25 protein-coding genes are annotated in these 19,149 nt (G+C 65.0%); 10 read left to right on the top strand and 15 right to left on the bottom strand.

What is annotated here, in order from left to right; all coding sequences use genetic code 11:
- Window position 1: 1 nt before the first annotated feature.
- The 3 genes from ruvX (at window position 2) to J7643_03380 (ending at window position 1,942) form a co-directional block, all read left to right on the top strand.
- On the top strand, window positions 2-457 hold the full coding sequence (ruvX, locus tag J7643_03390) for a Holliday junction resolvase RuvX (GenBank protein MBO9539617.1): 456 nt from the start codon (window positions 2-4) through the stop codon (window positions 455-457).
- A 34-nt stretch (window positions 458-491) separates the two neighbouring features.
- On the top strand, window positions 492-755 hold the full coding sequence (locus J7643_03385) for a DUF1292 domain-containing protein (protein ID MBO9539616.1): 264 nt from the start codon (window positions 492-494) through the stop codon (window positions 753-755).
- Window positions 756-871: 116 nt separating this feature from the next.
- A complete protein-coding gene (locus J7643_03380; GenBank protein MBO9539615.1) occupies window positions 872-1,942 on the top strand; it encodes an SPOR domain-containing protein in 1,071 nt (356 codons plus the stop codon).
- Between the two features lie 55 nt (window positions 1,943-1,997).
- Here the strand turns inward: J7643_03380 and J7643_03375 are convergent, their stop codons facing one another.
- Window positions 1,998-2,879, bottom strand: a complete 882-nt coding sequence (locus tag J7643_03375) for a YegS/Rv2252/BmrU family lipid kinase (protein ID MBO9539614.1) — start codon at window positions 2,877-2,879, stop codon at window positions 1,998-2,000.
- Window positions 2,880-3,171: 292 nt separating this feature from the next.
- On the opposite strand from J7643_03375, the gene J7643_03370 reads away from it, so the two are divergent.
- Window positions 3,172-3,468 (top strand): zinc-ribbon domain containing protein, encoded by a 297-nt coding sequence (locus J7643_03370; GenBank protein ID MBO9539613.1) that lies wholly within the window; start codon window positions 3,172-3,174, stop codon window positions 3,466-3,468.
- Between the two features lie 132 nt (window positions 3,469-3,600).
- A complete protein-coding gene (locus J7643_03365) occupies window positions 3,601-3,981 on the top strand; it encodes a hypothetical protein (GenBank protein ID MBO9539612.1) in 381 nt (126 codons plus the stop codon).
- A 7-nt stretch (window positions 3,982-3,988) separates the two neighbouring features.
- Here the strand turns inward: J7643_03365 and J7643_03360 are convergent, their stop codons facing one another.
- The 4 genes from J7643_03360 to J7643_03345 all read right to left on the bottom strand — a co-directional run bounded on the left by J7643_03360 (window position 3,989) and on the right by J7643_03345 (window position 6,812).
- Window positions 3,989-4,375: a DUF983 domain-containing protein gene (locus tag J7643_03360; protein ID MBO9539611.1), complete on the bottom strand. Its 387-nt coding sequence runs from the start codon at window positions 4,373-4,375 to the stop codon at window positions 3,989-3,991.
- A gap of 114 nt (window positions 4,376-4,489) precedes the next feature.
- Window positions 4,490-4,897 (bottom strand): DnaJ domain-containing protein, encoded by a 408-nt coding sequence (locus J7643_03355; GenBank protein MBO9539610.1) that lies wholly within the window; start codon window positions 4,895-4,897, stop codon window positions 4,490-4,492.
- 2 nt (window positions 4,898-4,899) lie between these two features.
- Entirely contained in the window at window positions 4,900-6,438 is a 1,539-nt protein-coding gene (locus J7643_03350) for an MFS transporter (GenBank protein ID MBO9539609.1), read from the bottom strand.
- Between the two features lie 41 nt (window positions 6,439-6,479).
- Window positions 6,480-6,812 (bottom strand): hypothetical protein, encoded by a 333-nt coding sequence (locus J7643_03345; GenBank protein MBO9539608.1) that lies wholly within the window; start codon window positions 6,810-6,812, stop codon window positions 6,480-6,482.
- A 145-nt stretch (window positions 6,813-6,957) separates the two neighbouring features.
- Between J7643_03345 and J7643_03340 the strand changes: the two genes are divergently transcribed.
- Both J7643_03340 and J7643_03335 read left to right on the top strand, forming a co-directional pair.
- Window positions 6,958-7,785 (top strand): YkgJ family cysteine cluster protein, encoded by an 828-nt coding sequence (locus J7643_03340; protein MBO9539607.1) that lies wholly within the window; start codon window positions 6,958-6,960, stop codon window positions 7,783-7,785.
- 89 nt (window positions 7,786-7,874) lie between these two features.
- Entirely contained in the window at window positions 7,875-8,978 is a 1,104-nt protein-coding gene (locus J7643_03335) for a protein DA1 (GenBank protein MBO9539606.1), read from the top strand.
- A gap of 78 nt (window positions 8,979-9,056) precedes the next feature.
- Here the strand turns inward: J7643_03335 and J7643_03330 are convergent, their stop codons facing one another.
- Complete coding sequence (locus J7643_03330) at window positions 9,057-9,641, bottom strand: hypothetical protein (GenBank protein MBO9539605.1); 585 nt, start codon at window positions 9,639-9,641, stop codon at window positions 9,057-9,059.
- 143 nt (window positions 9,642-9,784) lie between these two features.
- Window positions 9,785-10,387: an HD-GYP domain-containing protein gene (locus tag J7643_03325; GenBank protein MBO9539604.1), complete on the bottom strand. Its 603-nt coding sequence runs from the start codon at window positions 10,385-10,387 to the stop codon at window positions 9,785-9,787.
- Between the two features lie 189 nt (window positions 10,388-10,576).
- On the opposite strand from J7643_03325, the gene J7643_03320 reads away from it, so the two are divergent.
- Window positions 10,577-11,296: a hypothetical protein gene (locus tag J7643_03320; protein ID MBO9539603.1), complete on the top strand. Its 720-nt coding sequence runs from the start codon at window positions 10,577-10,579 to the stop codon at window positions 11,294-11,296.
- Between the two features lie 60 nt (window positions 11,297-11,356).
- On the opposite strand, the gene J7643_03315 is transcribed toward J7643_03320, so the two are convergent.
- The 7 genes from J7643_03315 to J7643_03285 form a co-directional block, all read right to left on the bottom strand.
- Window positions 11,357-11,872: a hypothetical protein gene (locus J7643_03315; protein MBO9539602.1), complete on the bottom strand. Its 516-nt coding sequence runs from the start codon at window positions 11,870-11,872 to the stop codon at window positions 11,357-11,359.
- A 55-nt stretch (window positions 11,873-11,927) separates the two neighbouring features.
- The gene (locus tag J7643_03310; protein MBO9539601.1) at window positions 11,928-12,776 is read right to left on the bottom strand and encodes a hypothetical protein; all 849 of its coding nucleotides are present in this window, start codon (window positions 12,774-12,776) and stop codon (window positions 11,928-11,930) included.
- Entirely contained in the window at window positions 12,773-13,573 is an 801-nt protein-coding gene (locus tag J7643_03305; GenBank protein ID MBO9539600.1) for a tetratricopeptide repeat protein, read from the bottom strand. Before J7643_03305 ends, J7643_03310 begins: the two co-directional genes overlap by 4 nt.
- Window positions 13,567-14,007 (bottom strand): membrane protein insertion efficiency factor YidD, encoded by a 441-nt coding sequence (locus tag J7643_03300; protein MBO9539599.1) that lies wholly within the window; start codon window positions 14,005-14,007, stop codon window positions 13,567-13,569. The genes J7643_03305 and J7643_03300 overlap by 7 nt, the downstream gene beginning before the upstream one ends.
- 91 nt (window positions 14,008-14,098) lie before the next feature.
- Window positions 14,099-15,187, bottom strand: coding sequence for a hypothetical protein (locus J7643_03295; protein MBO9539598.1), 1,089 nt, complete (start codon window positions 15,185-15,187; stop codon window positions 14,099-14,101).
- A 169-nt stretch (window positions 15,188-15,356) separates the two neighbouring features.
- Window positions 15,357-16,973, bottom strand: coding sequence for a DEAD/DEAH box helicase (locus tag J7643_03290; GenBank protein MBO9539597.1), 1,617 nt, complete (start codon window positions 16,971-16,973; stop codon window positions 15,357-15,359).
- Window positions 16,974-17,146: 173 nt separating this feature from the next.
- Window positions 17,147-17,440, bottom strand: coding sequence for a Dabb family protein (locus tag J7643_03285; protein ID MBO9539596.1), 294 nt, complete (start codon window positions 17,438-17,440; stop codon window positions 17,147-17,149).
- A gap of 129 nt (window positions 17,441-17,569) precedes the next feature.
- Here J7643_03285 and J7643_03280 point away from each other — a divergent pair, with 129 nt between their 5' ends.
- Both J7643_03280 and J7643_03275 read left to right on the top strand, forming a co-directional pair.
- Window positions 17,570-18,172: a tRNA-(ms[2]io[6]A)-hydroxylase gene (locus J7643_03280; protein MBO9539595.1), complete on the top strand. Its 603-nt coding sequence runs from the start codon at window positions 17,570-17,572 to the stop codon at window positions 18,170-18,172.
- Between the two features lie 20 nt (window positions 18,173-18,192).
- The gene (locus J7643_03275) at window positions 18,193-18,600 is read left to right on the top strand and encodes a hypothetical protein (GenBank protein ID MBO9539594.1); all 408 of its coding nucleotides are present in this window, start codon (window positions 18,193-18,195) and stop codon (window positions 18,598-18,600) included.
- A gap of 62 nt (window positions 18,601-18,662) precedes the next feature.
- On the opposite strand, the gene J7643_03270 is transcribed toward J7643_03275, so the two are convergent.
- The gene (locus tag J7643_03270; GenBank protein ID MBO9539593.1) at window positions 18,663-19,037 is read right to left on the bottom strand and encodes a hypothetical protein; all 375 of its coding nucleotides are present in this window, start codon (window positions 19,035-19,037) and stop codon (window positions 18,663-18,665) included.
- Window positions 19,038-19,149: the final 112 nt, after the last annotated feature.

Raw genomic sequence — 19,149 nt, 5'->3', positions numbered from 1 at the left:
CATGCAAGAACAGCCCCGTATCCTCGCCCTCGACGTGGGCACCAAGACCATCGGCGTCGCCGTGAGCGACCCGCTCGGCATCACCGCCCAGGCCGTCGAGACCATCCGCCGCCAGAGCGTCACCCAGGACCTGGCCCAGTTGCAGCGCCTGGTTCAGCTATACAACCCTGAACGCTTTGTGGTAGGCTATCCCCTTAGCATGAGCGGCGCTCCGGGGCCGCAGGCCCAGTTCGTGGAGACCTTCGTCGAGCATCTTCGCGGCCTCGAATTGCCGATCGACTATATCGACGAGCGCCTGACCACCAAGCAAGCCGCTACCGCGCTCATCGCGACCGGCATGCGCCGGGACAAGCGCAAGGCCGTGATCGATCAGCAGGCCGCGGTCCTCATCCTTCAGAGCTATCTCGACCGCCGCTCGAGGCGCCAGGCCGCCCCGGACGCTCATCAGGAGCCGTAGCGGCACCGCCTTGTATCATAGAAAGGATCCCGTCATGGAAGAAGCCAAGGAAGATATCGTCACGCTGGTCGACGAGGACGGCAACGAGCACGAGTTCGCGGTCATCGACATCATCGAGGTCGACGAGAAGGAATACGCCCTCTTGTTGCCCGCCGAGAGCGAAGGCGATGCCGAGGATAGCGAGGACGTGCTCGTTCTCCGCTTCGAGGACGACTCGCTGGTGATGATCGAGGACGAGAACGAATTCAACCGCGTCGTTCAGTACCTCGAAGAGCTCGGCGAGCAAGTCGAGAGCTAGTCTCATCCCTCATCCCTGACGTACCGACGCTCGCCGCTTTTTAAAGGCGGCTTGCGCGGGTATAGGTGCAGCATGCGGCCCCGAATGACATCGCTTACGGGTCGCAAGGAGGATCGGTGCCCAAGCGCGACGAAGAACTAGAGTACGAGTACGAAGAAGACGACGTCGAAGAGCTCGACGACGACGAAACGTACGCGTACGGCGACGACGAAGAAGACGACGACGCCTACGACGAGGACGACGACGAAGAGTACGAGGACGACGAGGACGAAGAGCCTGCCGGCGGTGGCTGGCAGAAGAAGGCCGCGTTCGTGCTCGTGGGTCTGCTCGTGCTCGGCGGGGGCGCCTACGCCTACATGAAGGGCATGCTTCCCTTCTCTCCCAAGACCGAAGAGGTCGCGCAGGAGAGCGACAGTCCCTACGCCAACCCGAACGGCTTCGGCAAGGTCGCGCCCACGCCGGGCGTCCCCTCGCTGAACGAGGCTGTCCCGGCCGAGGGGACGGTTCCCAAGGAAGCTCCCGAACCCAAGGCACCGGTCGCCGAGGATCCCAAGCCCAAGGCGCCCGCCAAGACGGCCGAGGTCAAGGTCAACGCCGAGCAGCCCGCTCTGCCGGTCGCCAAGCCGCAAGCTCCTGCCAAGCAGCCTGCGCGCCCCGCGGCCGTGGCCCAACAGCCCGCCCCTCAGCCGCCCAAGGCGGTCACCGCTCCGGCCGTCCCGGCAGGGCCGGGCGTCTACGCGGTGCAGTGTGGCGCGTTCGCTTCGAGCGCCAACGCGAGCAACCTCACGAACCTGCTTTCGGCCAAGGGTTTCCAGGCCTGGCAGACGAGCCCCGGCTCGGCCACGACCGGCGCGTTCTCGGTTCGTTCGACCGTCGTGAACACCAAGGGCAAGGCCGACACTCTCAAGGCTCAGTTCGCGAGCGCCGGTCATCCGGGGGCCGTGGTGCCCGCGGGCGGCGGTCGCTACTACCTGCAGCTCGGGATCTTCTCGGATCGCAGCCGCGCCGACGTGATCGCAAGCGAACTGCGCGCCAAGGGCCTGTTCGTCTCGGTCGCGGGGGGCACCACCCGCGTGAGCACCCCCAACCGCGTCCTGGTCGGCAAGTTCTCGACCATGGCCCAGGCTCAGGCGATGGCCTCCAAGGTCCGTCACCAGGGCGTGCCGGCCATCGTCGTCAAGCTCTAGTCGCCCACTACCTCGAAAAGCCTCCGCGCAGCCACCGGTTGCGCGGGGGCTTTTCTCATCTGCGCTTGGAAACGAGCACCGAGAGAGCCTGCGGCCGGACCTGGAAGCGCAGGGGCGAGACCATGTCGTGGGTCTCCCCGTCCAGGTTCACCGTCACGCGCTCGGTCGTCGTGATCTCGAGCGAGGGAGTGCGATAGGTTCGACTCCCGAGGCGCCCCACCAGGGTCATGCCCGCCGCGGTGATCTGCCGGGCGCGCCGCCACCAGCCTGGCTCGATCACGACCACGTCCAGCAGTCCTTCATCGAGCCGTGCCTCGTGACTGATCCGGAAGCCGCCGCCAAAGCAGCAGCCGTTCGCGATCGCGACCTGGTAGGCTTCGAACTGCTCGCAGCCGTTGTCCAGGCATAGCACGAAGGGGTGGAGCCGCGGCGTGCGCAGCCGATGGATGAGCGCTACCAGGTAGGCCCATCGCCCCCAGCGGCGCTTGTGCTCAGCGGTGATGGCTCGCGCGATGGCCGCCCCCATCCCGAGGGAGGCCACGTTCAGGAAGTGGCGGTCGTTTACCCAGCCCACGTCGATCCGCAGGCGCTCTCCGTCGCGGATGGAGGCGAGAGCGTCATCAATGCTCAGCGGGATACCGAGGGTGCGGGCGAAATCGTTGGCCGTCCCGCATGGCACCACCCCGAGGGCGACCTCGGTCCCGAGCAGGGCGCCGGCGCAGAGGTTGAGGGTCCCGTCCCCGCCGAGGCTCACGACCGTGTCGACGCCGCGGGCGATCGCCGCCTCGATCACCGCCGTGGTGCGGGCGCCCTGGCAGCGGGCGGTCTCGACCGTCCAGCCCCAAGCGCGAATCTGCTGGGCGATCGCCTCGACCGAACAGGCCCCCTGGGCGCGGCCCGCCCCGCGATTGAAGACCACCAGCGCCCGTCTTGCCATGGCCTTCTCAACCTCCTGCCTTTACATCCCGCTACAATTTTATCTCCGATCGGAAGAGGGATTTTACCCAAAACTCTTGTCAGCAAAGGATTTGCGGTGCTTTGGGAAGCTTTATGAAGTAGTTGACGCGATTAGACCAGGTAAGGTAGGATTGGATCAAGTTCTTGTTTTACACGGGTTTCCGGCTGGTAACACGCTCTGGAAGTTCCTAGGCACTCGCTTGTCCTGTAGGGGTCAGCACGGTGAGCAAGAACGGTGGTTCCGAATCGTCTTTGGGAGGATTCTGCTGACGATGCAAGACAAGATCATTACCTGTCGCGACTGCAGCGCCCAGTTCACCTTCACCGTGGGTGAGCAGGAGTTCTACGCACAGAAGGGTTACACCAACGATCCCCAGCGCTGCCCTTCGTGCCGTTCGGCGCGTAAGGCTGCGACCGGTGGCACCTCGATGGGCGCCCGCCCCCAGCGCGAGCTCTTCCCCGCTCAGTGCGGCGAGTGCGGCGTGGACACCAAGGTTCCCTTCCGCCCCACCCAGGGCAAGCCGGTGTTCTGCTCGGACTGCTATCGCAAGATGGCGCCCGCGCGCTAAACCCCGTCGATCGACAACGGCAAGGCCGGGAGCAGCATGCTGCTCCCGGCCTTGCCGTTTGAGCGCGCGTTTTCCGCGACGCGCCCCGGGCGTAGAGTGGGCCTGTCCAGGCCCGCGATTCCGGAGGTGGCCATGACTCAGCATGCCAATCCCGATGCCAAGCTGCCCCAGGGGGGCGTGCTCGAAAAGCAGGGCTCGCCCGAGCACGTGGGCGCCCTGCCCGATCTCAAGGGGATCGAGGAGCTCCCGCCGACGGAGCCACCTCTCGTCGAACAGACCATGGAGGCCGAACGGGTGCTAGAGGCCGTGGCGGAGGGCTGCGTCGGGTCGCTGCCTGCGGAGGCCGCCGAGGCAGAGGACTACTCGCCTCCGACCGATACGCCGTGGGGACGCGAGAGCCCCGCCGAGGCACGGTGCGGCCCGATCACCTTCGACGCGAGTGTGCGAGAAGGCGTGGTCCAAGAACCGCACCGAGAGATCCCGGATTCGCCCCGGAGTCGCCGCTCCGAGTGAGGTAGGACTAGACTTCTTCCTTGGCGGGTTGGCTGACGGGCTTGCCCAGCGCGCCCGTCACGTAGAGCAGGGCGGTGTAGAGGCCGATGGCGTTGCGCTGGAAGGCGAACGGGAAGATCAGGGCGAAGGCGCCCCAGAGGATCAACTGCTGCTCGAGGCTCCAGTTGAGGAAGTGATCGATCAGCACGAAGCCCGGCACGAAGATCAGGGTCATGAAGCCGTAGTTGATGTAGGTGCCGCCCGTGAACTCGCCCTCGTTGAGGGAGAAGTTGAGGCCGCAGGCCGAACAGGAGGATTTGGGCTTGAGCAGGCCCGCGCTCGTCTCCCCTTCGCCGCAGCGGGGGCAGCGCAGCCGCATGCCCAGCATCAGAGAGCGCATCCAGGACTTTTCCATGGGAAGTTCCTTCCGTTCGATGAGTTGCTTACGCCTCTAGCATAACTCCAGCATCAGTCCGTGCCATCCGTACCCGCTGCGGATACGACGGGCGCGAATGCGGCGCTGGCTCGCTTAGATCCCGAGGATTCGCTTGGCTTCCATCAGAGTCTTGAAGGGCGCATCACCGATCTCGGGGTGCAGGTCGGGGTGGAAGGACTTGGAAAGCTTGCGGAAGGCGCGCTGCGCCTCCTCAAGCGTGGCATCGGGCGGTAGGTGCAGGACCCCGCGGGCCCAGGCCCGGTCGTCAAGGCGCACCCCAAAGCTCTCGGCCAAGGCGGTGTCGCCCCCCGCCTCGACCCAGCCCTTGCGGTAGCCGGTCTTGTAGCCGTCGTGGTAGCCCTCTTCTTTGCCCTCGGAAAAGCCGTCATGCCAGGCGTCCTGGATCGCCTGGTCGCTGCGGCGGCGCTCCTCACGCCGCACGTAATCGACGGCTTCGCGCAGGCGCTCGTCGTCGGGCTCGGACCGGTGATGGCGAGGCATGGTTAGCGCGCCGCCACCGCGGCGGCTTCGTGGGCCTCGCGCGGGGTGTTCGTCGGCATGAAGGCCGAGAGGATCAGGTTGAGCACCGCAAGACCGAGCATGAGCCAGAAGACCGCGTGCAAGGAGCTGCCCAGAGCCTGCTGCATGGCCTCGCCGAGGGCAGGGGGCAACGCCGCGCGGCTCGCCGGGTCCAGGACCGCGTGCGGATGGGCGCGTGCGTGCTCGTAAGCCGCCTGGAGGGCCGGGGTCGCCGAGAATTTCTCAGCCTGGGTGAAAAGGGCCCGCGCGAAGGCGCCGAGCTGGATGCCGCCCAGCATGCTCAGACCAAGGGTGCCGCCGATGGTCCGGAAAAGTTGGACCGACGAGGTGGCCGCCCCCAGCATCCGGGGCTCGGCGAAGGTCTGGACGGCGATCAGGGTGCTGGTGACCACGCAGCCCATCCCCAGGCCCAGGATGATGTTGTCGCGCCCGATGGCGAAGACCGTGGTGTGGGCGGGCTCAAGGGCCAAGAGCAAAAAGCCCAGCGTCATGAGGGCCGCCCCGCTCATGGCGAGCCGGCGGAAGCCGAAGCGGTTCAGGAGATGGCCGCTGAGGGTAGAGCCTGCGACCCACCCGAACGAGATCATGGTAAGAACCGTGCCGGTGACGGTGGGGTTGGCGCCGAGCACCCCCTGGACGAAGAGCGGTAGGAAGCTCGAAGCCGAGAACAAGGAGGCGCCGGCCAGGAGGCCCATGAGCACCGGGACCCGGAAGATGCTGCGAGCGAAGAGGCGCACGGGCATCAGGGGCTCCGGGGTGCGCAGCTGATGATAGACGAAGGTCACGGTGGCCGCGAGGCCCAGCACGAGGCTCAGCCAGACCGAAGGCGAAGGGTGGCCCTCGCCGAGCTTGAGCAGGGCAAAGAGGGTCCCGATGGCGCCGACGGCGAAGAGGAAGGCACCGAGCCAGTCGATCTTGGGACGGACGGGGTGCTCGGGCGCGGGCAGGTGCAGGGTGCGGGCGATCATCGCAACAGCCAAGAGGCCGAAGGGGAGGTTGAGGTAGAAGGCCCAGCGCCAGGAGGCCCACTGCACCAGGAAGCCCCCCACCGCAGGCCCCACCACCGAGGATAGCCCCCAGACGGAGCTGAGCAGGCCCTGCATGCGGCCGCGCTCCTCGGGCGAGAAGATCTGCCCGAAGACGATGAAGCTCATGACGAAGAGCCCGCCGGCCCCAGCACCCTGGAAGGCGCGTGCGGCCACCAGCTCCGGCATGGTCCTCGCGGCTCCGCACAGGGCTGAGCCTGCCAGGAAGACCGCGATCGCCACGAAGATGAAGCGGCGATGACCGAAGAGGTCCGAGAGCTTGCCGTACAAGGGGGTCACGACGGTCGAGGCCAGCATGAAGGCGGTGGCGACCCACGGGTAGAGGTCGAGCCCGCCTACGTCGGCGATCACGGTCGGCATGATGGTGCCGACGATGGTGCCGTCGAGGGCCGCGAGGAAGGTCGTGAGGAGGATGCCGATGACGACGAAAGCTCGGCGTGGTGTGGCTTGACGCATTCTCTCACCTTAGCCCCGCGCCCTCTGGCTGTCAAACGACCTCAGGGCGAGCGCTTGATCCAGGTGGCCAGATCCAGGACGACCGGCTGGCGGGTGCGCTTGGTGTGGTCGAGGAAGGCCTCTTTGACGCCGCACGAGACCAGCTCTTCGGTGAGCTCCTTGACGCCCTCCATCCCTTCGAGGAAGAGTACCTTGAACTCGGGCTTGCCCACGTCCTGGCGATACTTGTCGGCCTTCTCGGCGCTCGTGAAGTACAGCGCGACAGGGACGCCTTCTTTGTCCTGGGCGATCATGTAGCTCTCCTCGTCCGGGGTGAGCAGGGTATAGATGCCCTTGTTGACGTCGAAGCCTTGGGGCTTGTCGCTGCTGGCCATGACTGCCTCCTCTTGCTGCATGCGTGGGGTGTCGATGACTAGTGAAGCATCCGAGCAAGCCTCATGCCTGTTGCGCTTGCACTGAGAAGCCTTGTGCAATCCGATATAATCGAAGCGACGTCCCTTCTTCGCGCCAGGGAGCCCCATGCGCTGGATTTTCGGCACCCGCCGCCGCCCGGAACCACCTAACCCGCTGCCGACGCCCGCCACGCTCCCGCTTCACTTCGAAGGGGTGCTGGAAGAGGCCCTGGCCAATACCGCACGGCCGCATCCCTTGGTCGAAGCCCTCGACCAGGCACGCGACGGCATCGGCCGCACGGAGAACATGGGCCAGTCCGGCGACGAGCGCGACCTGTTCGTCCACCTGGACCGGCTCTCGCAGGCGGTGGTCGAAACCTACCCCCAGAGTCTCTGCTATTCGGGCTGCGGCCGCTGCTGCCACTATCCCACGGGCTTCTTCGATATCTCCTTTCAAGAGTGGGAGCTCTTGCGCCGGCACATGGAAACCGAATGGAGCCCCGAGCGCCGAGAACGGTGGCTAGCGCGCTTCTGGCGCGAACACGGTCCGCGCATGTGGCACGTGCGCTTCTTCGAATGGCTCATGAGCACGAGCCTCCCCATCTTCCCCACCCGTAACGCCCTGCCCTTGGCCTGTCCTTTCCTCGAGGAGGGGCGATGCTCGGTCTACGCGGCGCGCCCCTTCGTCTGCCGGACCTTCGGTCACTTCAGCGCCAAGCTCACCCCCTGGAGCCAGCCCCACGTCTACGCGTGCAGCGCGCAGGGCGAACTGCTCGAAGGCCTGATGGCCGCCGAGGGCCCCCAGGTGATGCTCCCCGACCTCTCGCCCTGGCAGCTGCGGAAGTACGCCTTCATCTGGGGCAAGAAGCGCGTGATTGCAAGCTGGATCGCCCGCACCTACCCCCGAAATTCGCGCCGTTGGTTCTCCTGGTTATCGTTTAACCGGGGAAAATAAGATCGGATGCCTTTTCGCCTTCGCCGGGTACAAGGAAGCAGGCGGATCGGCGCGATCGATCCGGCCGCACGAAAGGAAACCGCCTCGTCATGCGTCGTAGCCGCGCGATCGCTGCCTGGATGATGGCACTGGGCGTCGCAGGCGTCGTCCCGCCCACCGAAGCCGCCCCCATGACCACTTGCGCTTCTTGCCGCCAACCGATCACCAGCACCTACGTCCAGTGGGGACGTCAGGCCTTTCACCCGCAGCACTTCACCTGCGCGGGCTGTAGCTTGCCGATCGGCAGCGCCCCTTACGTCCCACACCAGGGCCGGCCGTATCACCAGCGCTGCTACGCCGAGGCCTTCGCCGAGCGCTGCGGGGTCTGCCAGCAGCCGCTGATCGGCCGATACATCAAGCAGGACGGGAAGGCCTACCACGAGGCCTGCTTCCAGACCTCGATCGCCGAGAAGTGCGATGTGTGCGGCACTGGACTGACGGGCAAGTACTTCGTCGATCCGTGGGGCAACAAATACCATGCGGCGCACCAGCGCCAAGTCCCCAACTGCGACTACTGCGGGCGGATCATCAGCCAGCGCACCAGCGGTGGGGGCAGCACCTACCAGGACGGCCGCAGCGTCTGCGCGGGCTGCTACGGAGTGCAGATCTCGGGCGATCGCGCCGCCCAGCCTCTCATCGAGGGGGTTCGTGAGCGGCTGAGAGGCTGGGGGCTCGATGTGCCCGCCGAGGCGGCTCCCGTCATCCTGGTGGATCGCAACACCCTGCGCAACCTCTTGCGTCGCACGGGCCATCCCGGCGGCCCCAACGTCAACGGCTTCACCTCGGTGCTGACCGAGAAGCAGGGTAACCGCATCACCAAGCGCGAGATGGCGGTCTACGTCCTGCACGGCATGCCGCGCGAGGTCTTCGAAGGCACGGTCGCCCACGAGCTGACGCACGTCTGGATCAACTTGAACAATGGCCGATCGCTGGATCCCGCTTTCGAAGAGGGGAGCTGCAACTACTTCAAGTATCTGCTCCATGCCGACTCGCAGGGCGAGATGGCCGAGTATGCGATCAAGTTGATGCAGCAAGACCAGGACCCCGCGTACGGCGCCGGCTTTCGCCGGGTCAAGCGCCTGGTGGACAAGCGGGGCCTCGACCACCTGATCACCTTGCTGGCCCGGAGCACGGGCTTCCCTCTCGGCTACTAAACCTGGCCCCTGAAAAGGGCTCTGCCCGATCGCCAGTGGCGACCGGGCAGGATAGGTTGACGCGCTCCCGAGAGCCGCTTACCAGAGGTTGTTGGACCCCTGCTTGAAGTGATACTGGGCGAGCAGCTTGTGGGGCCCCACCGGGTGGATGGCCTTCTTCGAAACGCCGTGGACGTCGCGGGGGTTCGTGGGGCTCACGCCGAAGGTGATGTGAGGGTCGTCGCCCTCGAAGACGATGCCCTGCTGCTTGAGAGCCGTACGGGCCTCGTCGACACCACTCACGGTAAAGTAGGCGACCTGGTTGTTGGCGACCCCGTAGCCTTCGACGTAGAGGTAGGCGTCCTTGTTCTTGAAGAGCTCGGCGATGCGCTGGGCCTGGTGAGGCAGCAACTTCTTGAAGTAGCCGACCGTCACGTGCATCTCGTCGGTGTCGCGCTTGGGAATCGCATTCGAGAGATCCAGGAACTTGAGTTGCTGCCGGATGCGGCTCGCCTCGCCCGCGATGGTCGGGGACGGCGTGAAGGTGAGGGCCAGATAGCAGCCGTTATAGGCGGCGGAGGCCTGGACGCGCTGGGCCTGAGGAGCGGACGTCTGGGGTGAGAGACCGCACCCTGCGAGCAGGCCGAGGACAAGGAGGGAGGAGAGAGCGAAGCGAGACGACATAATGAACGAGTTCCTTATGTTGCCTGGGTTTCGGTGGTTTCGGCTCGCCCTTGAGCTTCGGTGATCCTGTCGGTTATCCCAGTAATGATGCGTACGTTGTTGGTTCTAGTTTAATACGGATTTGACAGAAACACAATCACGACTTAACGGCTCGGCATCACATCGGCCGCATGAATCACCAGGGTCGGCTCGTCGTGGATGACCTCCAGGAAGGTCCGGACCACGGCCGGATCCCACTGGGTGCCGGCGCACTCCTTGAGGATGTGGACCGCGCGCTCGAAGGGCAAGGCCGGGCGATAGCAGCGGTGGCTGATCATGGCGTCGAAGGCGTCCGCGACCGAGACGATCCGGGCCAGGAGCGGGGCGGCGTCCGCGATCAGACCTTCGGGGTAGCCCTTGCCGTCCCACCGCTCGTGGTGATAAAGGACGGTCGGCAAGAGGGGCCCGGCTTCGGGGAAGTCTTCGAGGATGCTCGCACCGAGGCGCGGGTGCGCCTTGATGTGCAGGAACTCCGCGTCGGTCAGAGGGCCTTCTTTGAGAAGGACGTCGTCCCGGATACCGAGCTTACCCACGTCGTGGAGGAAGGCCGCCTGGTAAAGAAGCGGCCGCTCGTCCGAGGCCAGGTCGAAGCGATCGCCGATGGCGCTGGCGTAGCGTGCCACCCGCTCGCAGTGCCCCAGCGTGTAGGGATCTTTCGCGGCGATGGCGACCGACAGGGCCGTGATCTTTTCCTCGGACAGTAGCAAGTACACTCTTCCTTTGCTTGCAGGAGGCCGGGACGGGACGCCTTGGGGGCGACCTTCTGAATATTAAATCAACATTAAACCAGATTCAAGAATGCGTAAAAATACGTTAGATATGAAGGCCACTCGTCAGCCTCCCCGTGATCAATCGATAAATAGGAGTGTCCCACCCCGCTTGGAGACCTGTCGCTCATGATCCGTCGCTTCTCCCTTGTGGCGCTCTTGATGGCAACCTCTCTGCTGACGGCCTGCAACGAGCAGTTGCTCTTCGGCGCCCGGATGGCTGCTGATCAGGTCTCGCAGCCGGCGCGCCCGGTGCTCGGCGCCGAGAACAGCGTGCCCTTGCCCTCACCGACGAGCAAGCGCCTGGTGGCGGGCTGGCAGCATCTTCACGTCTACACCAACGGCGACAGCAACCATTGCGGGCAGGCGGCCGCGGCAATGATGCTCGCTCACGCCGACCTGAACCCCTTGAACCTGAATCGGCGCATCCAGGACCCGGTCGATAGCCGCTGGTACGCCTCGAACGCGGACTGGATCGACGGCCTTACGGCCAAGTACCCGCCGGATGTTCTCTTCGGGCTGGCGGGTACTTCTCCTGGTAGGCTTGTGGAGATGCTCGAGGCGTTCGGCATGCGGACGCACTTCTCGACCTCGGCCGACGACACAGCAGGTCTCGAACGCTGGGTCTCCGCCGGCTGGCCCGTGGCGACCCTCGTCGACGCCCAAGCGCTCTGGGGCGGCGAGGCCAGCCTCCACTGGATCGTCGTCTACGGCATGGATCAGCGCCAGGTCCTTGCGGGCAACACCTTCGACGGCAAGCGCGCCATTCCCCTCGACAAATTCCGTCGCGCCTGGGAGTGCGCGGGTTACCCCATCCACTACGCGGCGGTGGCCGCCGAGCTGCCGTAAGCAGAAGGGGACGGCCCAATGTTGGACCGTCCCCTCGTTGCGATGGGGTTGATAGCGCGCCTACTCGGCGGCGCTGCTCATCAGGACCGGGGCCTCGATGGTGAAGCGCTCGCCGCTCGCGTTGGAGAGCTCGATCGGAAGGACGTAGCTGCTCTTATCCTTTTTCAGGCGCGCGAGAGAGAAGGCCACCTGGGCGTGGTCGGGCTCCCACATGTTGTGGGTGAGGTAGTCCATGGCGAAGCCGAAGAGGCCCACCCCGTAGCCCGGCGCGCAGCAGAAGTTCGCCCAGAAGATCGGGCGGATGTTGCGCCGGATGATGGTTTCTTCGGTGGAGTAGTTCGCGGCCTTGACGGTGACCTTGTAGTCGCTGTTCCGGCTGAGGGGCACGGTGAAGTTCGAGCCGCTCCGCACGATCCGCTCCCCGTTGTTGAGACCGATGATGGTCACCTGGATGTCATCGCCGGACGGACCGTCGACCTCCACGTTCAACATGGGTTGCCCGCCACTCATGATCGAGGCGCAGCCAGAGAGCATCGTGGCGAGGGCGAGAGGGGCGATCAGCTTCGATTTCGACATGGGGGCTCCTGTCCCGAACAAATAACGACTCGTTTTCTATACCACGCTTGGTTGGTTAATTATCCAGCGAACGTGGCACGAAGCTTGGGTATCGGGCCTTCAAGTCCGCCTGAAACGCCTCGTGCTCGCGCGCCTGGCGCGCTTCGGCCAGCTCGCCCGCTGCGCGGATGCCGCCAAAGTAGTAGCGCGGCACCAGATCGAGCAACACCAGGCCCGCGAACCAGTCGCGCTCGCGAACGGCGTAATAGCCCACCCCGACCAGGGCGCCGTTGAGCAGCAACGAACCGAGGCCCTTCGACCACTCACCCATGTAGGCCTGGCCCGAGCCGGGGAAGAGGGCGGTGGCCAGCATGGCCTGGCCGGGCGCGATGCCGGGACGAGTGGCGCGGGCTTCGAGCTCGGCGGCCAGGGCGCTTGCCTGGGCATCCGTTTTTTCGAAGTGCCTGATCGTTTCTGCCGCCGGCCGATAGGCACGGTTCGTGAGCTGGGTCCACCAGAGGCGGCGTAGCACCTCTTCGCGCAGCGGGCCCGTGGGGTGCTGATCAAGCATGGCTTCCAGTCGAACCTGGGCCAGCAGCGGATCGCGCCGTGCGAGCAATTCGATGAGGCGCAGCGAGAGGCGCGCATGCGCGATCGCATCCGCCCCGTCTCTTGCTTGCTGATAGAGGGTCTGAGCGTCAGTCTCTCGGCCAAGCTTCTGGTAGAGCCGCCCGAGCTCTTCTCTTACGAGGCGCGACGCACTCGGGTCTTTCGCATGGTAGAGGACCCTCAAGTACTCCGTGACAGCGAGCTCCGGCTCGGCCTCAGCCAGCCTGCGGGCTAGGCCGAGCGAGTCCTCAGCGCCGTGGGCGGGCGTCGGAAGCAAAAGCAGGGTCGTGGCGAGGATGAGCAGTTGCCGCTTCATTGAAGGTCGGGACGAGTCAGGGGGGCGATCGCCGCCTCAATGGTGCGGATCGCTTGCGCGTCAGCAAGGCGGGTTTCGTGCCGAGCGCCGCCGATGGCCCCGTAGACGCTCGCGCCCCAGAAGCCAGCGCCGAGGATGCCCGTCGCATAGGAAATGGGGGCCTGATCCCGCTGCGCGTAGTAGTAGGAGGCACCCACCAGTGCGGCGGTGAGCAACATGCTCCCGAAGCCGTCCGATTGACGACCAAGATAGAGCTGCCCTGCGCCAGGCAAAAGGGTCGAGAGCCCACCTGCAACCCAGGGCGAAGGAGTATGGCGTACTTGGATGTTACGCGCGATCGCCGTGGCGTCGCTTGCACCCGCGCGCTCGAAATAGTCCCCGGCCTGTTGCCAGGCGCCTTGCTTGGCCGCGGCGAGCCCAAGCTGAACGCGCGCAGGGGAAGCGAGAGAGGCGGAGTGTTCGAGCGGTCGAATCGCGGCCTCGGCCTCCTCGAAGCGGCCGAGCCCCAAGAGGGCGCGTCCTTGCTCGTAACGCGCGATCGCTTCGAGCTCGGCAGAGGGGTAGGGCAGCGCAAAATAGGTGAGGGCCTGCTCGTATCGCTTGCCCTGCAAGTAGCAGCGCCCCAGCTGGAGGCGCACCCGGGGTTCACGGACGTCCTGGGGGCGCATGAAGCGCCACCGCTCGAACTCGCCCACCGCCCGGAAGAACTCGCCCGCATCGTAGAGATAGCTGGCGAAGCCCAGCTGCGGATCCCCTTGGGTCCAGGCGGGCGCGACGTAGGCGGAAGGGGCTACCATAGGCGGTGATCCTCGGGAAGGTCTCGTAGCTTGGGCTGCTCGCCCACGTGGACGTGCGGGTAGCGTCCGTGTTCGTGGGCACCTGGGTTGTCGCGAACGAGGCGATCCGCCGTGAGCAAGAACGCCTGCAGGGGGTCATAGGTGGCGAAGGCATGCATGGCGAAGCGCGAGCAGCTCGGGTACATGGGACAGCTCACCACGTCTTGACTGGAGACGAAGAGCTGATAGGTGCGCAGCGCGAATAGAAATGGCTGGCTACCGTTCTGGGCCTCTCCCACCCATCCCTCTGCCGCATGAAAGGCGGAGGCGGGCAAGCGCTCTTCGGCGTCCGCGCTCGGCCACGGGCCCCACTCCGCGTCCTTGGCGGAGACGGGCGCGACGTGCAGAGCAATCGCAAGGAAGACAGCGACTTTCAAGAAGGATGAGCGGCGCATGGGATAGAACCATACCATACAAGCGCTCGAAAGCCGGCGTATACAAGCCAAGAGGCCACCCCGGGCGGGGTGGCCTCTTGAAGCGAGGGGGTTACTTGCCGTAGAAGCGCGCGATACCGGAGTAGGCGGCCTCGTACTTGTTGCCCGCGTTCCACATCATCCAGCCGATGGCCTTTTCGTCATGCGCAGCCTTGAGCTGGGTGGTGACGTACTGGGGGCCGAAGTTGGAGACGCGCCAGGGGAAGGCCTGGAGCCAGGGGCGGATGGTGACCCCGCTGCCCTCGGTGAGCTTGGCCAGCTTGGAGACGCCCTTGCTCACGAAGTAGTAGGGCTGGTCGCCAGGCTTGCTGTACTTGTCGAAGCCGGGGCCGAAGTGCGACGGGTAGACCATGGGGCAGATGGCGTCGGTGTACTTCGCCAGATCCTGCACGCGCTGGCCGGTGATCCGCTCGTCGATGCTCTGCTGCCAGGCGATCACGCCGTACACGTCGATGCTGACGAGCTTGCCCGCGCGATGCATCTCGTCGTAGGCCTTCTTGAGGAAGCCCGTGATGACGGTGTGCTTGGGGGTCTTGGCGGGATCGAAGCCGTAGTTGATCTCCTTGATCTGGCCCTGAGCGGGGTAGCGAATGTAGTCGAACTGGACCTCATCCACCCCCATGGAGGTGAGCTCCTTGGCCAGGTCGATGTTGTACTGCTGGACCGCGGGCAGGTAGGGATCCGACCAGGCGGGCTTGCCCTTCTCGGGGAAGGCCTTGCCGGCGAAGGTCTTGAGGGCCAGGTCGGGACGCTGCTTGGCGAGGATCGGGTCGTGGAAGAGGCAGATGCGGCCGACCACGTGGATCCCCTTGGAGTGGAGGTAGTCCACGCGCTTCTTGAGGTCGCGCAGCGGCCCCTGCTTGGAGGCGCCGATCTCCTTGGCGAGCGGTACGTTCGAGGGATAGGAGACGATGCCGTCCTCGTCCTTGGCGTCGAAGACGACGGTGTTGCCGCCGGCCTTCTGGAGGCCGTCGACCAGCTTGTAGAAGCGGTCGATCTGCATGGAGGTGGCGGTCATGTAGATGCCCTTGGCTTCGAAGTTCTTGGGCTTCGCTGGCTGGGCATTGGCCGCTAGGGGAGCAGCGACCATGGAGGAGGCAACGAACAGTGCAGTGATGGCAGCGTGAATCTGAAGTCTCATCGGGCTCCTCTTCATGAAAGGGAATGTGAGCTGGAACCAAAGCATCCCTTATACCGCATAGGGGGCGGGGCTTCAAGCCAATGGGAGGACCATACCACAGAATGATTGCAGAAAGATGACATGCCCAAAAAGCACCTCGCGCCCCCGAACGGGGGCGCGAGATGAGCGATTATTCGCCGTAGACGACCTGGGAGGGCTTGCGCGTGAGGCGCCCCCCGCTGTGCGAGGTCGAGCGCGACCTGCGGCGCGAATGATCGCGCTGGGAGTCGGACGGTTCCTCGCGCGGGATGCTCTTCTCGAGCATCCGCTTGCCGGCGTTGGTCTGGCTGAGCAGGGCGGCCACGAGACGCTCGGCATCGGTCTGCCGCAGCAGCTCCTGGGCGATGGTCCGGTAGGCTTCGGCCTGGCCGTTCACCTCGCGGTAGATGGTATCCACCGAGTAGCGCGGACGAGCATTCTCGCTCTGCCGGCTCTCGATGCGGCGCTCGGCTTCACGCGGGGCGCGGGTGCTCTCGCGCTCTTGGCGTTCTTGACGCTCCTGTCGGTCTTGACGCTCCTGGCGAGCCGGCTGCGGGGCGCGGGGCGCCTCCTGCTGAGCGCGGGGCTCGGCGGTAGGCTGCCTGCGGGCGGCTGGGGCTTGCGCGGGTGCCTGCGCCGGGACCGCTGCCTGGGCGGCGGCCATCGCCTTGCGGGCGGTTTCGGTCAGATCCTGCTGGATCTTGGCGAAGTAGCGCTCTTCCTCGGGGGTGACGAGGGTGATGCAGGTGCCCTTCTTGCCGGCGCGGCCGGTGCGGCCCGAGCGGTGGACATAGGTCTCGGTGTCCTGGGGGACCGACACGTTGTAGACGTGAGTGATCCCGTTGATGTCGAGGCCGCGGGCCGCGACGTCGGTGGCGACCAGGATATTGATGTCCCCGCGCTTGAACTGGGCGAGGGTGGCTTCGCGCTGAGCCTGGTCCATGTCCCCGTTGAGGTAGCCCGAGGGGATGCCTGCGGCGCGCAGCTTGCGCGAGACCTGGGTGGTTTCGCTCTTGCGCTTGCAGAAGACGATCCCGAGATTCGGGGGCTCCTTGCGGATGAGGGTCGCAAGCGCCTCCACCCGGTTCGATTCGCTGACCTTGAGGAAGCGGTGAGTGATGTCCGTGGGGGTGGTGAGGCCCGAGCTGACGGCGATCTTCTCGGTGCTCGTCATGTACTTCTTGGCGATCGCCTCGATGGCCTTGGGGAAGGTCGCCGAGAAGAGCAGGGTGGTCCGGGGCTTGGGAAGACCCGAGAGGATGAACTCCAGGTCGTCCTTGAAGCCCATGTCGAGCATCTCGTCGGCTTCGTCGAGGACCACGGTGGTGCACTTGGTCAGGTGCAGGTTGCCTCGGGTCAGGTGGTCCCGGAGGCGGCCCGGCGTCCCCACGATGATGGAGGCCCAGGCCAGGTCGGTCATTTGCTTGTCCATCTTGGTGCCGCCGTAGATGGCGGAGACCAGGATGCCCATGTGACCGCCGACCTTGTTCAGCTCTTCGGCCACCTGGATGGCGAGTTCGCGGGTCGGGGTGATGACCAGCACCTGGGTGTCGGGGCTGGTGGGATCGAGACGGGCGAGGACGGGAAGGCCGAAGGCCAGGGTCTTACCGGAACCGGTCTTGGCTTGGACCACCAGGTCCTTGCCCTTCAAGACTTCGGGGATTGCCGCGGCTTGGACCGGGGTGGCGTGGGCGAAGCCCATCTGGCTCAGGCCCCGGAGAATCTCAGGCGGCAGGCCGAGATCCTCGAAACGGATGTTGTCAGGCAAAAGTAGCTGCCACTCCTTTGTGTCGGCTCTGGTGAAGGTTTGGAACGGTCACCAGGGTGGGCATTGCGGGGAAAGGGGGCGCAAATGGCGCACAGCTCCTACTTCCCGATGCCATTACTATATCATGCTCCCCTTCATCGGCGAAGCGGCGAGCATCAAAGCACCTCTCGGTCTTACTCTTCGATGTCCAGGATGATTCGTTGCTCGAGAATCGGCGTTAGGTGCGTGGCGACGGCATCGACGTGCGCCGGGTGGACCAGGTAGCGCCCCACGGCGTCCATGTCGTCGAAGCTCGACGAGAGGATGTAGGGGCAGGTGGCGTCGCGATCCGTCAGGTTGGGGCCGACGCTCAGGCTCCGCAGCTCCGGGATCTGGTCGGCGAGGGCTCGGAAGGCGGCGAGGAACTGGGCGATCTGGCTGGGAGTGGTGTCCGGCTTGAAGCGGAACCCGACGACATGGCGGATCATGGCGAACCTCCTGAAATAGCGCGTTTCCGAAAGAAACACGCTAGCATGCTTGCTAGAAGATGTGAAGTTTCGCAATCGACGCGCAGTCCGGGCCCCTAATGCCTTATACTGTAGGTAGGAGTAGCAACGATGACCCTCGCAACGCAAACCTGTCCGCCAATGACCTGTCTCAAGGAGGCTTCCGATAAAGCCTGGCTCGAGCTGGTGATCCGTCACACGGATCTCCTCCTGGCGGATCACGCGCATTGCGAGAAGAAGGCGGCTGCTACGGCCATGAGCCTCATCGCCAAATATCCGAACGACCGGGCGCTGGTTACCAGCATGCTGCACCTCGCCCAGGAAGAACTCGAACACTTCGCCCGACTGTATGCCGTGCTCAATGAGCGCGGCATTCCTCTTGGGAGGATCGACTCCGATCCCTACGTGAAAGAGCTGTTGAAGCTCAATCGCCCCCATGGAGTCGAACACTTGGTCGATCGGTTGCTCATCATGAGCTTGGTCGAGGCTCGTAGCTGCGAACGCTTCGTGCTGCTCGCTCAGAACCTGCCGGACCCCGCGCTGCGATCGCTCTACCATGAGCTTTCGTTCTCGGAGGCCGGTCATCATCAACTCTTCGTTTCCCTCGCCGGTCACCACATGCCCAAGGCTGTGGTGCTTCAACGGCTCGAGGAGCTGGCCGTGCAAGAGGCGGAGATTCTCCGTCGCCTGCCGGTCGCTGCTCGCATGCACTAAAACGCCCCCAGGAGGTGCGGATGATTCAACGAGCGCTTGCCAAATTCCAAGACCCCGGCGTCAAGGAGCAGTACCTTGAGAAGTACGGAGACCCCCTCGAGGAAGTCTCCCCCCAAGATCTCATGGACCTCATGGAGAACCTTTGGCTCTCCCGTCGCGGCACCTACGCCACGCTGCGCGACTCCTTGACGCGTAAGGGGATGGACCCCTGGACTTGCCGCCAAGAGCTGGCTCAGGCTTACTTCTTGGCCATGTACATTCGGGAGAACGACCTGGACGAGGACGCCGACAAGAGCAAGGTCGAAGACGTCACGGACTTCATCCGGCAGCGGATCATGGATCAGATCCGTGAGTTCCAGGCGCGCGAGGCCGAGCAGGACCGGGGCGCGCGCGACAAGTTCGGCATCCGGATGCCCCGCGGCTACTAATCCTTTTTCAACAGCCTGAGACGAACGACCTCCCGATTTCGGGAGGTCGTTCGTACAAGTGGTCAATTGGCGACGGTGATAGTCTCTTGGCGGCTGTCTTCGCGCTGCTTGTCGTCGATGACCCGGACCGAGAGGGTGATGTAGGTGTCCTGGCCGAAGGCGTTGTTGGGAGCAATCCAGTGCGGGCGCTGGCTGTGTGGATCCGAGATCATGCCCTGGCTCGAGGTCCAGTGGTAGGTGAGCTTGGAGTCGTCGGGGCTCTGGGCCGTCACCTCGAGCCCGATGATGCCGCCCGGGGTCACGCGGCTGCTTGAGACCTGGAGCGAGGTGATGCGCGGTCTCTTGGTCGGGTCGACCGGCTGGTTGCCGGATAGCGCGCAGCCGGCGAGCATGAAGGTTGCGATCGCAACGGCGCAAGAACGACGGATGACGCTCATCGTCTCCTCCTCGAAGTAGGCAGGCCCATGGTCGGGCTCACAACCCTACCATAGGCATCCTAACCGCTCCGCTGAACCCTCGCAAGGTGAGGGCGACGAAATCTCCCGGTCC

This window comes from bacterium (genome assembly GCA_017744355.1).
Lineage (GTDB): Bacteria > Cyanobacteriota > Sericytochromatia > S15B-MN24 > UBA4093 > JAGIBK01.
The sequence above is the reverse complement of the archived record's forward strand: the minus strand, read 5'-3'. Positions and strand labels throughout refer to the sequence as shown.

Coding starts and splice junctions, on each gene's coding strand:
- ruvX (MBO9539617.1), top strand. CDS start 2: ATGCAAGAACAGCCCCGTATCCTCGCCCTCGACGTGGGCACCAAGACC.
- J7643_03370 (MBO9539613.1), top strand. CDS start 3,172: ATGCAAGACAAGATCATTACCTGTCGCGACTGCAGCGCCCAGTTCACC.
- J7643_03360 (MBO9539611.1), bottom strand. CDS start 4,375: ATGGAAAAGTCCTGGATGCGCTCTCTGATGCTGGGCATGCGGCTGCGC.
- J7643_03270 (MBO9539593.1), bottom strand. CDS start 19,037: ATGAGCGTCATCCGTCGTTCTTGCGCCGTTGCGATCGCAACCTTCATG.
- J7643_03300 (MBO9539599.1), bottom strand. CDS start 14,007: ATGCGCCGCTCATCCTTCTTGAAAGTCGCTGTCTTCCTTGCGATTGCT.
- J7643_03375 (MBO9539614.1), bottom strand. CDS start 2,879: ATGGCAAGACGGGCGCTGGTGGTCTTCAATCGCGGGGCGGGCCGCGCC.
- J7643_03315 (MBO9539602.1), bottom strand. CDS start 11,872: ATGTCGAAATCGAAGCTGATCGCCCCTCTCGCCCTCGCCACGATGCTC.
- J7643_03310 (MBO9539601.1), bottom strand. CDS start 12,776: ATGAAGCGGCAACTGCTCATCCTCGCCACGACCCTGCTTTTGCTTCCG.
- J7643_03285 (MBO9539596.1), bottom strand. CDS start 17,440: ATGATCCGCCATGTCGTCGGGTTCCGCTTCAAGCCGGACACCACTCCC.
- J7643_03355 (MBO9539610.1), bottom strand. CDS start 4,897: ATGCCTCGCCATCACCGGTCCGAGCCCGACGACGAGCGCCTGCGCGAA.
- J7643_03335 (MBO9539606.1), top strand. CDS start 7,875: ATGCGTCGTAGCCGCGCGATCGCTGCCTGGATGATGGCACTGGGCGTC.
- J7643_03305 (MBO9539600.1), bottom strand. CDS start 13,573: ATGGTAGCCCCTTCCGCCTACGTCGCGCCCGCCTGGACCCAAGGGGAT.
- J7643_03295 (MBO9539598.1), bottom strand. CDS start 15,187: ATGAGACTTCAGATTCACGCTGCCATCACTGCACTGTTCGTTGCCTCC.
- J7643_03275 (MBO9539594.1), top strand. CDS start 18,193: ATGATTCAACGAGCGCTTGCCAAATTCCAAGACCCCGGCGTCAAGGAG.
- J7643_03280 (MBO9539595.1), top strand. CDS start 17,570: ATGACCCTCGCAACGCAAACCTGTCCGCCAATGACCTGTCTCAAGGAG.
- J7643_03385 (MBO9539616.1), top strand. CDS start 492: ATGGAAGAAGCCAAGGAAGATATCGTCACGCTGGTCGACGAGGACGGC.
- J7643_03330 (MBO9539605.1), bottom strand. CDS start 9,641: ATGTCGTCTCGCTTCGCTCTCTCCTCCCTCCTTGTCCTCGGCCTGCTC.
- J7643_03340 (MBO9539607.1), top strand. CDS start 6,958: ATGCGCTGGATTTTCGGCACCCGCCGCCGCCCGGAACCACCTAACCCG.
- J7643_03345 (MBO9539608.1), bottom strand. CDS start 6,812: ATGGCCAGCAGCGACAAGCCCCAAGGCTTCGACGTCAACAAGGGCATC.
- J7643_03320 (MBO9539603.1), top strand. CDS start 10,577: ATGATCCGTCGCTTCTCCCTTGTGGCGCTCTTGATGGCAACCTCTCTG.
- J7643_03350 (MBO9539609.1), bottom strand. CDS start 6,438: ATGCGTCAAGCCACACCACGCCGAGCTTTCGTCGTCATCGGCATCCTC.
- J7643_03365 (MBO9539612.1), top strand. CDS start 3,601: ATGACTCAGCATGCCAATCCCGATGCCAAGCTGCCCCAGGGGGGCGTG.